This window comes from Clostridium sp. D33t1_170424_F3 (assembly GCF_015667585.1).
Classification (GTDB): domain Bacteria; phylum Bacillota; class Clostridia; order Oscillospirales; family Acutalibacteraceae; genus Anaeromassilibacillus.
The window spans coordinates 34,200-47,114 of the sequence record NZ_JADPEG010000018.1; the positions used below are offsets into that span (position 1 = coordinate 34,200).

Here is a 12,915-nt window from a genome sequence, read left to right on the forward strand (position 1 = left end):
AAGGAGTGGAGCGTATTGGAAGGTAATTTGAAAGGGAACAGAAAAATCTGGATGCCCCTGCTTGCTTTTGCTCTTTTCTTTGGTATTTGGGCGGCGTGGGTTCCGCTCCATCATCTGTGGAATGTCCCGGATATCATAGACGGGATTTTGGGCTGGGGCGATTTGATCTGGCTGGGCTGCGGGGCGTTCTTACTCTGTTGGAACCGGGATCGGCTGCCGGTCCGGCCAAAAGAGATGCTTTGCACCGCGCCAAAAGCAAAAGTGTTTTTTCCGATGCTTGCCGTCGTCCTGCTGTATTATCTGGCGGCGGACCTTCTGCAAAACGGTGAATTTTATCTGAATACAGAACAGAATATAGCCACGTTGGTATTCCTGTTCCTGATTGTTGGGCTGCAGGAGGAGCTGCTTTTTCGCGGATACTTCTTGAACGCTTTGGCTGCCGGTATGCCGGAGCGCTTTGCCAACCTGCTGTCCGCGTTTTTCTTTGCGCTGATTCATGTTCCCGGCTGGATGCGGAGCGGTATGGCTCCGCTGGAAATAGCTGCGACCGGGGGAATGATCCTTCTGCTCGGGCTGTTCTTTGGCTGGTCGTTCCGCAAGAGCGGGTCCATCTGGACGCCGGTTTTGCTTCATACGGTTTGGGACGTCTGTTCCCGGTTGATCTGAAGCGGACAGGCGCATCCATGGCGGCATGTGTAAGTTTGCGCAAAGCAGAAGCGGCCAGCGGCAATGGAAGTTTGTTGTGCAGCCAACTTGCAAAGAGTATAACAGTGCTGAAATAGAAGAAAAATTCGGGTATGCGAATGCAAAAATATGCTTTCACAGTTTCAAAGGATGACATGAAAATACAAAAAATAGAGTTGTGCCGCATGAGACGGATCAGATGTGCGGAACAACTGGAAAATGGAAGCGGGGGTTCCTGTGGAGAATCATTTTATCAACCTGACGCCGCAAAATCTTGTCAGCGAGCATTTATGCTGTATTATCCGCAGTAAAAAGCTCCATCCAGGTGTGGAAGCAAAGCGGCGATGGCTTTCAGACCGGTTGAACGAAGGGCACGTTTTCAGAAAGTTAAACGCAAAGGCGACGGTCTTTATCGAATATGCGCCCCTTGAAACAGCATGGGTTCCGGTTACCGGCGACAACTTTTTTTATATCTATTGCCTGTGGGTTTCAGGGGATTATAAAGGAAAAGGGTATGGAAAAGCGCTGATGGAGGACTGCCTGGTGGACGCGAAGAAGCAGGGCAAGTCCGGCGTCTGTATGCTCGGCGCAAAAAAACAGAAATCGTGGCTTTCCGATCAGTCTTTTGCAAAAAAGTTTGGGTTTGAAGTCGTTGACGCGACTGACGACGGGTATGAGCTGCTTTCCCTGTCCTTTGACGGGACGGCGCCAAAGTTCGCACAAAATGCAAAAGAGCAGAAGATTGCAAGCAAAGAGCTGACAATTTATTATGATATGCAATGCCCCTATATTGATCAACGCGTTGAGACAATCAAACAGTATTGTGATGAGAACGCAGTCCCCGCGTCTTTCATACAGGTGGACACGCTGCAAAAAGCAAAGGAACTGCCTTGCGTTTTTAATAACTGGGCGGTATTTTATAAAGGCAAGTTTGAGACAGTCAATTTGCTGGATGCGGCTTACCTGCAAAGAATCCTGAAAAAGTAAAACGAAATTCCCCGGTCAGTCCTTGCCTGAAAGCATATCCTGCTTTCTTCGGTTTTTAAGGATGGAAACATGTCAGCGGGCCGGGCAAGGGGTTCCGGTTTTATATCAACGAAAAACAGAAATGAAGCCGAACGTAAAAATATAGAAAGCCGAGGAAGGTATAAGTATGTATGAATTGGTGCAGGCTGGCCCGTCCAGCTATTATATCAACTGTCCCGCAAAGATGGGCCTTTTCGTAAAGGAGAACGGCGAAGCCTATTTGATCGACAGCGGCAACGATAAGGAAGCCGGGAAAAAGGTGCTGAAGCACCTGACGCAGAAAGGCTGGACGCTCAAAGCCATTGTTAACACGCATTCCAATGCCGACCACATCGGCGGAAACCGCTACTTACAGCAGCAGACCGGCTGCCCCATTTTTGCGAACGGGATGGAGATCGCCTTTACGCAACACCCCATTTTGGAGTCCTCCTTTTTATACGGCGGCTATCCCTGCAGGGACCTGCGGCATAAGTTCCTGCTGGCGGCGGGGAGCGACGTTCTGCCGGTCACCGACCCGTCGTTCCCGTCTGAGCTGGAGGTGATCCCGCTGCCGGGCCATTTCTTCGACATGATTGGAATCCGCACGCCCGACGACACCGTATTTTTGGCCGACTGCGTCAGCAGCCGCGCCACGCTGGAAAAATACCAGGTGGCGTTTCTCTATGACGTGGAGCAGTACCTGCAAACGCTGGACCGGGTGGAAAAAATGCAGGCGCGAATGTTTGTCCCCGCCCATGCGGACGCTGTGGAAGATATGCGGGAGCTGGCGGCTTTTAACCGGGAAAAGGTGCGGGAAATCGCCGTGCAGCTGGTCGCATTTTGCTGCGAACCGATTTGCTTCGAGGAGATTCTGCAAAGGGTTTTTACCACCTATGGGTTGACGATGAATTTTGAACAGTATGTGCTGGTGGGCAGTACCATCCGCTCCTATCTGTCCTGGCTCAAGGATACGGGGAAGCTTGCCGCCGTTTTTCAGGACAACCGGCTGCTCTGGATGGCGCCGGCTGTAAATCATTGATGGGGCGGTAATCAAATGGCGATTTGGAATCCGTGGCGGGGATGCCGTAAATACAGCGAGGGCTGTCAATATTGTTATATCCACAAAGGGGACCTGCGGCGGGGCGTCGATACGGGCCGGATTGTAAAAACCGAGCGCTTTGACGCCCCGGTGGCGAAGACGCAAAAGGGCGTTTACAAAATGAAGCCTGGACAAATGGTCTACCTCTGCTTTTCCACGGACTTTCTCATTGAGGAGGCGGACGAGTGGCGGGAGGCGTGCTGGACGATGATGCGCGAGCGGCCGGATCTGCAGTTTCTGTTCCTGAGCAAGCGGATCGAACGGTTTTTATCCTGCGTTCCCGCGGATTGGGGCGACGGGTACGACAATGTGACCGTGGGCTGTACGGTGGAGAACCAGGCGCGCGCGGACGAGCGGCTGGCGTTGTTTTCCCAACTGCCGATCAAGCATAAAAATATCATTTGCCAGCCCCTGCTGGAACGGGTCGACCTGTCCCCGTACCTGTCCGGCGTGGAGCTGGTGGTCGTCGGCGGGGAGTCCGACCGGAACGCCCGGCCTCTGGATTACGAGTGGGTGCTGGACATCCGCCGGCAGTGCATGGCGGCGGGCGTGCATTTTTCATTCCGCCAGTGCGGCACGCATTTTATCAAGGACGGCAGGATGTATACGCTGAACGTTCGGGATTTGGGGAGCCAGGCGAGAAAGGCCAACATTGATATCTGATTCCCATTTGCTTTGGATTTAAGTCATGAATAACATGAAAAATTGGCCCAAAAGTGCGAGTCCCCTCCCTCCGCCGAACGCGGAGGGAGGGGACTCGTCAACCTGGTTGATTTTTATGTATCCTGCAATGCTCACTCAGACTCTTATGATGCTTACCAAAAAGGTTTTTTTGCTGAAACGTAAAGAGCGCAAGAATGATGAAACGCGGGCTGCCGTCTGTGATTATAATAGAAGCCTGAAGGGGGAAAACGGTATGCCAAATTGCAGAATTGACAGCGTCGCGGCCGCAATCGCGTATATGGAAGCGCACCTGACGGAAGCTTTAACCCTGGACCAGGTAGCGGCGGCGGTTCATTATTCCAAATACTATCTGCACCGCATGTTTACCAACACCGTTGGGATGACGGTGCACGAGTATCTGCAGCGGCGTCGGCTGACGGAAGCGGCAAAGCTTCTGGTATTCTCCGGCCAGTCCATTCTGGACATTGCGCTGCTTGCGGGCTACGAGAGCCGGCAGGCGTTTACGGACGTGTTTACCGCTATGTACAAGATGCCGCCCAACCAGTACCGGGAGAATGAAAAATTCTATCCGCTGCAGTTACAATTTACGTTTAAGGGGAACTACCCAATGCTGAAAAACGAAGAAAGCGCCCAGTGGGAAATCAAATTTGCGACGGAAGCGGACATTCCATGCTGGATGGAACTGGTGCGGCTTGTGGTCGACGGGTTTCCGTATCTGGAGGAGGATTCCTATGTGCAAACGCTCCGCCAGCGCATCCGCACAAAGCAGGCGCTGATTTTAAAGGACGGGGAAACTGCCGCCGGCGTGATGCTTTTTTCCTGCGACGCCGGCAGCATCGACTTTATGGGCACCCATCCGCTGTACCGGAAAAAGGGCGTGCCCGGGGTATTTCTGGATAAAGTGATGGGAGAACTGCTCAAAGGAAAAGAAATCAGCATCACCACTTATCGGGCGGGCGACCGCGCGGACACTGGACATCGCAGGGAGATTCAGGAACTGGGCTTTGCGGAGGCAGAGCTGCTGGTGGAGTTCGGATACCCCACACAGCGCTTTGTACTGCCGAGGGAGGATATCCATGACAAATGAAAAAGAAACAGATACCATTCCGTTTCCGGATGAGATTGCGCATCTGGCGGCGCTCCGGTGCAGGCTGGACGACGCGCTGCGGGAGGCGGACGATACCGTCGAGCGGATCGACAGGGACTATATGAGTGAGAAACGGTACATGGCGCAGTACCGCGGGGAGATCGACCCGCATGAGATGTTTCAAAACGAGCTGGCGCTGCGGCAGATTGACCGCACCGGGGCGTTCGCCGTCAGTGTGCGCGGCCAGATCGCCAAATTGCAAGATTCGCCGTATTTTGCCCGTGTGGATTTTCAGCCGCATGGAAGCAAGGCGGCGTTTCCCTATTATATTGGCCGTTTTTCTTTCCGGCACCAGGACAAGCTGTTGGTTTGCGACTGGCGCGCGCCGGTCGCGGGCCTGTTTTACGACTGCGAGATTGGCCCGGCGGGATACGACGCGCCCATGGGCCGGATGGAACGCGTGCTGACCCGCAAGAGGCAATTCAAAATCAAAGACGGCCGCATGGAATATGTGATTGAAACTTCCGTCAATGTTCAGGACGATGTGTTACAGCGGGAGCTGAGTCACACCTCGGATGAAAAAATGAAGTCCATCATTGCGACGATCCAGAAGGAGCAAAACCGGATCATCCGCAATGAAAAGGCCGGTACGCTCCTGATCCAGGGGGCGGCCGGTTCCGGAAAAACTTCCATTGCCCTGCACCGCATCGCCTATCTGCTGTACCGCTTCAAGGGACGGCTGTCCGCACAGAATGTGACGATAATCTCCCCAAACCGGGTGTTTGGGGATTACATATCCAACGTTCTGCCGGAGTTGGGCGAGGAGCCGATCTATGAACTGGGTCTGGCGGATATCGCGGCGGTGCAGCTGGAAAGTGTGATCGCATTTGAGCCGGACAGGGATCCAATGGAAACAGAGGATACGGCGTGGATGGAGCGGGCGCGGTTCAAATCGACGCTGTCCTTTTTGAGAGCGATGGACCGCTTCCTGGAAACGCTTCCCGCAACGGTCTTTGAAGCCGCGGACTGCGCGTTCGGCGAGTATTCCGTGGAAGCGGCATGGATACAAAACCGGTTTGCGGCGTATGGAAGTGTTCCGGTCAAGCGGCGGCTGGAGCTGCTCGCAAGCGACCTGCACGACCGGTTTGCATCGGGACCGTTTGCGGACGATTCGGTTCCAACCGTGAAAGCCATTTTGAAACGGCTGCGTGCCATGATGAAAATTAAAAACACGCTTGGTCTCTACAAAGCGTTTTACCGGTGGCTCGGCGTGCCGGAGCAGTTTGTCCTGCCTGCAAAAAAGACATTGGAGTGGGCGGACGTCTACCCCTTCCTCTACGTCCACGCATCGTTTGAGGGCCTGCGGGAGAGCCGTATGATCCGGCACCTGGTGGTGGACGAAATGCAGGACTACGCGCCGGTGCAGTTTGCGGTGCTCAACCGGTTGTTCCCTTGTCAGAAGACAATTCTGGGGGACTTCGGGCAGTGCATCGATCCCTGCCATTCGCACACACTGGCGGATTTACGCCAAATGTATGAAGGGGCGGAGTTTGTAGAGCTGAACAAAAGCTACCGTTCCACCTATGAAATCATCCGGTTTGCAAAGCGCATCCATCCTGCCGCACCGGAACCGATTGAACGCCATGGAGAAGAACCGGTTTTGCTGCCGTGCGCCGGAAAAGAGGAGGAGCTGGAGAGGATAAAAGCGCTGATTGAGACATTCAGACACAGCGGGTTTACCTCGCTCGGCATTCTTGTCAAGACGGGCCGCGGCGCGGAAGCGCTGCATGAAAAGCTGTCACAGGGGGATGCGGTCCACCTGTTGACCCCGGAGAGCAGACGTTTTGTAAACGGAGTTTCCGTTGCCTCCATCCGGATGGCGAAGGGGCTGGAGTTCGACGCGGTTGTGATTCCGGACGCGGATTCGGAGACCTATGCCACGGAATCCGACAGGAGCCTGCTTTATGTCGCCTGTACAAGGGCGATGCACCGGTTGTCGCTGCTCTATACCGGAGAGCGGAGCCGGTTGATCGGCGAGGCGACATAAAAAGAAAGCGTTGTCTCACAATATTTCCAGAACAGAAGCATCCCCTCCCCACTAAAAGCGGGTGAGGGGATGCTTCATTTAACCTGTTTTGTGGATTCGCCAAGGACAGGCAGAGCCTTTACGATCGACCTTGCCTGCTAAGATTCTTTTGGTTCGGCATCGTTTGTAAGCGGAACGGATCGTCCGGTACAGCCGTATACAATTCCAACCAACGCGAGCAGCGCCCCGGTGACCAGCAGGATGGATTCGACGCTGATTACGTCCGCCAGCGGGCCGAACAGGAGAATCGCAACCGGCATTGCGCTTGCCGAGATGATCTGGACGATGGAAAAGACCCGGCCCAGCACCTCGGGCTCTGTGATTTCCTGAATGTACACTGTCTGTGTGGTGGAAATGATCGGCATAAAGAAGCCGGAAATACACATAAAGGCAAGAAAGACAAGGAAGTTCCACGATACGCCCAGCAATGCGAAACAGACGCCGAAGCCCACCAGGCAGACCGCGGCGGTGCGCACCTTGTCCCGGAAGGTTTTGCGCAGGGAGACGAACACGCCGCCGATCAGGGAACCCACGGTCCAGACGATTTCATTTGCGGTCAACCGCCAGACCTCGCTGCCGAAGGTGCGCTCCACCATCAGCGGGGAGAGCACGGCGGCCGGGGTCAGCAGGAAAAAGGAAAATACATAGCAGATCACGATGCGCCGGAGCTGCGGGTGAGAGAACACATAGGACAGGCCCTGCCGGATATCGGCCGCCATGGAGAGGGAGTTTTCCCGGCGCTTCTGCCGCTCAACCCGGATGGCGCCCATGATTGCAATGGCAATAGCGGCGGTGCCCACGTCGATAAAAAACGTCCACACGATCCCCATGGTGCCGAGTACCGCCCCGCCGATGGCGGGCGACAGCAGCAGAAGCACGGAGGCGAGCGTCTGGTCGACGCCCTGTACGCGGGTCAGATGCTCCGCCGGGACCAGCTGCGGATAAATCGCCCCCACGGCGGGGGCCTGCACGCCGGCGCCCGCGGAGCGCACCGCCAGAATCACCAGCAGCAGCCACATCGGCTGGAAGCCCGTCAGGAAGGCGGCGGCAAGAAGCAGCGTTGCCAATGCAATGAATCCGTCCGCCAGCATAATCAGATACTTGCGGTTGTGCCGGTCTGCCCAGACGCCTCCGAACAGCGAGATCAGCACCTGCGGCAGGGTGGAGCAGATGGTGGCCAGCATCATCCAGGTGCCGGAGGAGGTCTCCAGTGTGATGTGCCAGATAAGCGCGTAGCCGACCACGGAGGAGCCGAACAGCGATACGTTCTGGCTGATGAGAAACAGTGCGATCTGTTTTTTCCAGTTTGGATCAGCGGATGGTTTTGTTTGATTCATAAAGCTTCCTTTCTTTAATCAGGAAGGACACAAAAAAGCAGCAGGGCGCAAACCCTGCTGCTTTGCTGTTTTCGTCGCAAAAGCGGTGTGCAAGGCGTGTCTCTTCCCAGGTGGTATGGTGCTGTAAACTGCGTCAAAGGGCGCGGCGTTCCGCATTACAACGGCAATTCCTGTATTACGCATCCTTTCGCACCTCCTTTCGATGGCTTTTATCATACCGGAATATGGTAAAAAACACAATACCGGAAATTTGCTCAAAGATCGTTTTCCGAATGCGGCTGGTTTTCCCAATCCGCAAGCAGCGGCGCGTATTCCGCCCAGCGCTCCCGGCGGATCGGCATGCAGGGGTGTTTTATATCGTCGAACAGCAGCACCAGGGCCGGAGCGATGGCATTGTGGCGCTTTGTATAATAATACCGCAGAAGCTTTCCCTCGCGGATCAGCCGCTGCGCGGTTGCATGATAGTTGTAATAGGACATAGGATCATTTCCTTTCCACAGCGGGTTTGCCCGGAAATAGCGGACAGGGGCCTTGTTTATTGCATAGTATACAAGTAATATATAGAAATATCATGCAGGAAGGTGGCTTTATGCAAGTATATCCCTTTCAAAAAGAAAAACTCCCCTGCCAAATGACGGCAATGCAGCCCTGTTTCGACGAGAAGAATATTGCTCTGCACTATGATCAGGTATACGGGGAGGCGGTGAAACGGTTAAACCGGCTGCTGAACCAGTATCCGCAGCTGCAGGGCTGGAGCCTGGAGCGGCTGATTTCCAACAAGCTTCCGGGTGTGCCCGCCTGGAAGGAAGCGGAACTGCAAAACGCCGCCGGGGCGGTCTACAACCACAATTTGTATTTTCACTGTCTCTGCGGCACGCCGGTTCAGGAGCCTCACGGGAACCTGAAGCAGGTGCTGTCCGACCGCTACGGCAGTGTGAAGGAATTCAAAAAGATTTTTCTGGAAGCCAGCCAGAGCCTGTTCAACTGTGGCTGGGTGTGGTTGAATTCCGAGCGCAACGGCAACGTGCACATCGCCGTGACCAACTGCAACAAGACGCCTTCGCTGACGTCTCTGACCCCGGTTCTCTGCCTGGATATGTGGGAGCACGCCTATTATATCCAATATATCACCGACTCGCCGTCCTATGTGCGCAATTGGCTGGATACGGTCGACTGGGATGCGGCGAACCGGCGCTTTACCGCGTCGCTGAGTAATTAACCGGGGGATGCGGCTGCAAACAAAAGAGGGAAAACGGAACGATTGCCGTTTTCCCTCTTTTTATTTAAACGTCGTCTGATGTGCGGTGGGAAGAAAGGCCTGTATGATTCTCCGCTCCGCATCCGGCGCAGTATTTTGCACAGATCTCGGCTTCTCCCAAAATTTGGCGCGTGAGGAAGTCCAGTGCACAGCAGCCGTCTTTCCAATACAGGCAAAAACGGTTTTTACATTCGTCTGCCATGTTCCGATCCCTCCGCACTACATATATTAACGGTATATCGTTAATAATAACGGAAAGAGGACGTATTTGTCAACGATATATCGGTTAAAATGCCGTTGGGGCATGATACTGTTTTGTTAACGATATATAGGTAACGGGAGGGATGCGCGTGACCTATGCAGAAGTCATTCAAAATCGGATTTTGTTCCTGTGCGAAAAGCGCAAAATATCCATTAACAAGCTGGCAACGATGTCAGGCCTGACCCAGTCCACGCTGGACAGCGTCGTCCGGGGCGTCACCAAAAACCCGACTCTTCGGACCCTGCATAAAGTCGCGACGGGCTTCAGCCTGACCGTCTCCGAATTCCTGGATTTTCCGGAAATGAACGAGGAGCTGTTCGAGGACAGCGGCGAGTGATTCCTTTTTTTCCCTGCGGAGAAAAGCAATATGATACAAGACGGAACGCCCGGTTTGTGGTAAACTGGAATCCGCAGGGAAGGGGAATGCCATATGAACACCGAAAACCGCCTCATCTGCTTTGACAACACATTGCAGATTGAGGCGTATTTTTTGCAGGGAATCATACAAAAGTTTCCGCTGCATTTTCATGAGGAGTATGTAATTGGATTTATTGAGAACGGACGCCGGCATCTGGTCTGCAAGGGCGAGACGTACGACGTTCAGCCGGGAGACCTGCTGATTTTTAACCCGCATGATCCGCACGCGTGCGGCCCGGTCGACGAAGAACCGCTGGACTGGCGCTGCCTGAACATCCGCACGGAGGTGATGCGGCGCGCGGTGCGGGAGGTGACCGGCGCGGACGCCCTGCCGGTTTTCCGGCAGAACGTGCTGCTGCAGTGCGACCTGGCCCCGCTTTTGCGCGAGCTGCACGGGATGATCGCCTGCGGGGAGACCGATTTCCAAAAGGAGGAAACCTTTTTCCTGCTGATGGAGCAGTTGATCGGACGGTTTGCGGAGCTCCGTTTCAGCGCCGCGCCCGCGTCGGGCCGGGAGGAAGTGGAAGCGGCGTGCGCCTATCTGGAGCAGCACTATGCGCAGGCCATCACGCTCGACGAACTGAGCCGCGTGGCAGGCCTGAGCAAATACCATCTGCTGCGCGTCTTTACCCGGCAAAAGGGGATTTCACCCTACCGCTACCTGGAGACGGTCCGGATCGATCAGGCGAAAAAGCTGCTCGAACAGGGCCTTCCCCCGGCGGAAGCGGCGGCGCGGACCGGTTTTTCCGACCAGAGCCATTTTACCAACTTCTTTAAAACGCTGATCGGCCTGACGCCGCGGCAGTACGGCGCGATATTCACCGGCGACCCGCCGGGAACGGAGGAAACAGAGAGATGAAAAACAATCCGACCGCTGTTGGGCATCTGCTGGCGGCGCTGACCATTCTGGTGTGGGGCACCACGTTTATTTCCACCAAGGTGCTGTTGCAGGATTTTGCGCCGCTGGAGATTCTGGTTTTCCGTTTCCTGCTGGGCTTTGTTGCGCTGCTGATTGCGTATCCGCACCGTCTCAAAATTACCGACCGCCGGCAGGAAAAGTATTTTATCGGCGCGGGCGTCTGCGGCGTGACGCTGTACTTCCTGCTGGAGAACATCGCGCTGACCTACTCGCTTGCGTCCAATGTGGGGATTATCATCTCCGTCGCGCCGTTTTTCACGGCGATCTTCGCCAACCGTTTTCTGGACGGGGAAAAGCTGCGTCCGCGCTTCTTCATCGGCTTTGCGTCGGCCATCGCGGGCATCGCGCTGATCAGCTTCAACGGCAGCGAAACGCTGCGGCTGAACCCGGTGGGCGACCTGCTGGCGCTGCTGGCCGCTGCCGTCTGGGCGGTGTATTCCGTGCTGACCAAGAAGATCAGTTCGTTCCAGTACCCGACGGTACAGACGACGCGCCGCTGCTTCTTTTACGGCCTGCTGTTTATGATTCCGGCGCTGTTCCTGCTGGATTTCAGCCCTGCGTGGGAGAAGCTGGCGCAGCCCGTGAACCTGCTGAACTTTTTATACCTGGGCCTGTGCGCCTCCGCGCTCTGCTTTGTCACCTGGAACTCTGCCGTCAAGGTGCTGGGCGCGGTCAAGACCAGCGTGTATATCTACATGACGCCGGTGGTCACCGTGGCGATGTCTGCGGTGATCCTGCACGAGCCGGTTACATGGCTGATTCTATTGGGAATGGCGTTGACGCTGGCGGGGCTGTTCCTTTCGGAAAGCCGGGAGAAAAAGAAGGAACAAGGAGGACAAAAGCATGAATGTGCAAAACCTGAAGTGTGTGATGGTCATTGACGAGGCGCTCCCGCTGGGCGTCATCGCGAATACGGCGGGCATCCTGGGGATCACGCTGGGAAAGCACGCGCCGGAGCGTGTCAATGTCGACGTACAGGACGCGTCCGGGAAGACGCATCTGGGGATCATTGATATCCCCGTGCCGGTGCTCAAAGGGAACGCCGGCCTGCTGAAAACGTTGCGCGAGCGCCTGTATGAACCGGAATACGCCGATCTGCTGGTCGTCGATTTTTCCGATACGGCGCAGAGCTGTCAGAAATACGAGGACTATATCGAGAAGGCCGCCGGCGTCGAAGAGCGAGACCTGCAATACTTTGGCATCGCAATCTGCGGGGAAAAGAAAAAAGTCAGCCGGTTGACGGGAAATCTGCCCCTTTTGCGCTGAATCCTGCATAGAATCCGGCAAAGCGGAAAAAATATTGGCAAAGAACCAAAAGGGGGATTTGCCAATGTTCAAACATGAAAAAACGTACCTCAATCCGGTCCATGTGGACCGGCCCAACCCGAATTACGCGGCCCTGATGCAGGAGCAGCTCGGCGGCCCGCAGGGCGAGCTGAAAAGCGCGCTGCAGTACATGGCGCAGAGCATGCGCATTAAGGATCCGGAAATCAAGGACCTGTTCCTGGACATCGCTGCGGAGGAGCTCTGCCATCTGGAAATGGTAAGCGCAACCGTCAATATGCTCAACGGCCACGAGCTGGACGCGGAACACGCAACGGTGGGCAACGTGGAGGCGCATGTGCTCTCCGGACTGACGCCGATGCTGACCAACGCCAGCGGCTACCTTTGGACCGCGGCCTATGTCAACGAGACCGGCGACGCGGCGGCGGATATTCTTTCCGACATTGCGGCGGAACAGCGCGCCAAGGTGGTCTACCAGAACCTGTACCGGCAGATCGACGACAAGGGCGTGCGGGAGACGATCGATTTCCTGCTCAACCGCGAGGAGGCGCACAATACGATGTTCCGCGAGGCGTTTAACCGCATTCAGGATTCCGGTTCCCAGAAGGACTGGGGCACCACGAAGAACGCGCGCATCTATTTTGACCTCTCCAGCCCCGGCGGGCAGAGCTTTGACCCCGCGAAGGACAAGCCCACGGAATTTAAAATTTAAATCACTGCGGCGGGTTTACAACCCGCCGTTTTTCTTGTTTTCCGGGCGGGCTGCGGAAAAGATTTGGCGTTTCCGTCCGTT

At 55.3% G+C, this 12,915-nt stretch carries 15 protein-coding genes; 12 read left to right on the plus strand and 3 right to left on the minus strand.

Translation table 11 applies throughout. The features are described from left to right. Positions 1-15 precede the first annotated feature (15 nt). The 6 genes from I4V53_RS11805 to I4V53_RS11830 all read left to right on the plus strand — a co-directional run bounded on the left by I4V53_RS11805 (position 16) and on the right by I4V53_RS11830 (position 6,606). The gene (locus tag I4V53_RS11805; RefSeq protein ID WP_195985897.1) at positions 16-666 is read left to right on the plus strand and encodes a CPBP family intramembrane glutamic endopeptidase; all 651 of its coding nucleotides are present in this window, start codon (positions 16-18) and stop codon (positions 664-666) included. A 255-nt stretch (positions 667-921) separates the two neighbouring features. After that, positions 922-1,671 carry a GNAT family N-acetyltransferase gene (locus I4V53_RS11810; protein ID WP_195985898.1) on the plus strand — a complete coding sequence of 250 codons (750 nt, stop codon included), beginning with the start codon at positions 922-924 and terminating at the stop codon, positions 1,669-1,671. A gap of 166 nt (positions 1,672-1,837) precedes the next feature. Next, positions 1,838-2,728 (plus strand): MBL fold metallo-hydrolase, encoded by an 891-nt coding sequence (locus tag I4V53_RS11815; RefSeq protein WP_195985899.1) that lies wholly within the window; start codon positions 1,838-1,840, stop codon positions 2,726-2,728. 15 nt (positions 2,729-2,743) lie between these two features. After that, positions 2,744-3,451 (plus strand): DUF5131 family protein, encoded by a 708-nt coding sequence (locus tag I4V53_RS11820; RefSeq protein ID WP_195985900.1) that lies wholly within the window; start codon positions 2,744-2,746, stop codon positions 3,449-3,451. A 253-nt stretch (positions 3,452-3,704) separates the two neighbouring features. Beyond that, positions 3,705-4,559, plus strand: coding sequence for a helix-turn-helix domain-containing protein (locus I4V53_RS11825; RefSeq protein ID WP_195985901.1), 855 nt, complete (start codon positions 3,705-3,707; stop codon positions 4,557-4,559). Further along, positions 4,549-6,606: a HelD family protein gene (locus I4V53_RS11830; RefSeq protein WP_195985902.1), complete on the plus strand. Its 2,058-nt coding sequence runs from the start codon at positions 4,549-4,551 to the stop codon at positions 6,604-6,606. The genes I4V53_RS11825 and I4V53_RS11830 overlap by 11 nt, the downstream gene beginning before the upstream one ends. A gap of 137 nt (positions 6,607-6,743) precedes the next feature. On the opposite strand, the gene I4V53_RS11835 is transcribed toward I4V53_RS11830, so the two are convergent. Further along, positions 6,744-7,982 carry an MFS transporter gene (locus I4V53_RS11835; protein ID WP_195985903.1) on the minus strand — a complete coding sequence of 413 codons (1,239 nt, stop codon included), beginning with the start codon at positions 7,980-7,982 and terminating at the stop codon, positions 6,744-6,746. A 254-nt stretch (positions 7,983-8,236) separates the two neighbouring features. Next, positions 8,237-8,461: a thermostable hemolysin delta-VPH gene (locus I4V53_RS11840; protein ID WP_195985904.1), complete on the minus strand. Its 225-nt coding sequence runs from the start codon at positions 8,459-8,461 to the stop codon at positions 8,237-8,239. A 110-nt stretch (positions 8,462-8,571) separates the two neighbouring features. On the opposite strand from I4V53_RS11840, the gene I4V53_RS11845 reads away from it, so the two are divergent. Further along, positions 8,572-9,201, plus strand: coding sequence for a superoxide dismutase (locus I4V53_RS11845; protein ID WP_195985905.1), 630 nt, complete (start codon positions 8,572-8,574; stop codon positions 9,199-9,201). 64 nt (positions 9,202-9,265) lie between these two features. On the opposite strand, the gene I4V53_RS11850 is transcribed toward I4V53_RS11845, so the two are convergent. Next, complete coding sequence (locus I4V53_RS11850; RefSeq protein WP_195985906.1) at positions 9,266-9,442, minus strand: hypothetical protein; 177 nt, start codon at positions 9,440-9,442, stop codon at positions 9,266-9,268. A 148-nt stretch (positions 9,443-9,590) separates the two neighbouring features. Between I4V53_RS11850 and I4V53_RS11855 the strand changes: the two genes are divergently transcribed. The 5 genes from I4V53_RS11855 (at position 9,591) to I4V53_RS11875 (ending at position 12,834) form a co-directional block, all read left to right on the plus strand. Next, entirely contained in the window at positions 9,591-9,839 is a 249-nt protein-coding gene (locus I4V53_RS11855) for a helix-turn-helix domain-containing protein (protein ID WP_195985907.1), read from the plus strand. A 93-nt stretch (positions 9,840-9,932) separates the two neighbouring features. Continuing rightward, positions 9,933-10,778 carry a helix-turn-helix domain-containing protein gene (locus tag I4V53_RS11860; protein ID WP_195985908.1) on the plus strand — a complete coding sequence of 282 codons (846 nt, stop codon included), beginning with the start codon at positions 9,933-9,935 and terminating at the stop codon, positions 10,776-10,778. Further along, positions 10,775-11,719 (plus strand): DMT family transporter, encoded by a 945-nt coding sequence (locus tag I4V53_RS11865; RefSeq protein ID WP_195985909.1) that lies wholly within the window; start codon positions 10,775-10,777, stop codon positions 11,717-11,719. The genes I4V53_RS11860 and I4V53_RS11865 overlap by 4 nt, the downstream gene beginning before the upstream one ends. Next, entirely contained in the window at positions 11,682-12,104 is a 423-nt protein-coding gene (locus I4V53_RS11870) for a DUF2000 domain-containing protein (protein WP_195985910.1), read from the plus strand. Before I4V53_RS11865 ends, I4V53_RS11870 begins: the two co-directional genes overlap by 38 nt. A 64-nt stretch (positions 12,105-12,168) precedes the next feature. Then, complete coding sequence (locus tag I4V53_RS11875) at positions 12,169-12,834, plus strand: manganese catalase family protein (protein WP_195985911.1); 666 nt, start codon at positions 12,169-12,171, stop codon at positions 12,832-12,834. Positions 12,835-12,915: the final 81 nt, after the last annotated feature.

Bases quoted from the DNA above. Each gene is read 5' to 3' on its own strand.
- I4V53_RS11815 (WP_195985899.1), top strand. From the start codon at position 1,838: ATGTATGAATTGGTGCAGGCTGGCCCGTCCAGCTATTATATCAACTGT.
- I4V53_RS11875 (WP_195985911.1), top strand. From the start codon at position 12,169: ATGTTCAAACATGAAAAAACGTACCTCAATCCGGTCCATGTGGACCGG.
- I4V53_RS11870 (WP_195985910.1), top strand. From the start codon at position 11,682: ATGAATGTGCAAAACCTGAAGTGTGTGATGGTCATTGACGAGGCGCTC.
- I4V53_RS11820 (WP_195985900.1), top strand. From the start codon at position 2,744: ATGGCGATTTGGAATCCGTGGCGGGGATGCCGTAAATACAGCGAGGGC.
- I4V53_RS11830 (WP_195985902.1), top strand. From the start codon at position 4,549: ATGACAAATGAAAAAGAAACAGATACCATTCCGTTTCCGGATGAGATT.
- I4V53_RS11825 (WP_195985901.1), top strand. From the start codon at position 3,705: ATGCCAAATTGCAGAATTGACAGCGTCGCGGCCGCAATCGCGTATATG.
- I4V53_RS11835 (WP_195985903.1), bottom strand. From the start codon at position 7,982: ATGAATCAAACAAAACCATCCGCTGATCCAAACTGGAAAAAACAGATC.
- I4V53_RS11865 (WP_195985909.1), top strand. From the start codon at position 10,775: ATGAAAAACAATCCGACCGCTGTTGGGCATCTGCTGGCGGCGCTGACC.
- I4V53_RS11860 (WP_195985908.1), top strand. From the start codon at position 9,933: ATGAACACCGAAAACCGCCTCATCTGCTTTGACAACACATTGCAGATT.
- I4V53_RS11845 (WP_195985905.1), top strand. From the start codon at position 8,572: ATGCAAGTATATCCCTTTCAAAAAGAAAAACTCCCCTGCCAAATGACG.
- I4V53_RS11850 (WP_195985906.1), bottom strand. From the start codon at position 9,442: ATGGCAGACGAATGTAAAAACCGTTTTTGCCTGTATTGGAAAGACGGC.
- I4V53_RS11840 (WP_195985904.1), bottom strand. From the start codon at position 8,461: ATGTCCTATTACAACTATCATGCAACCGCGCAGCGGCTGATCCGCGAG.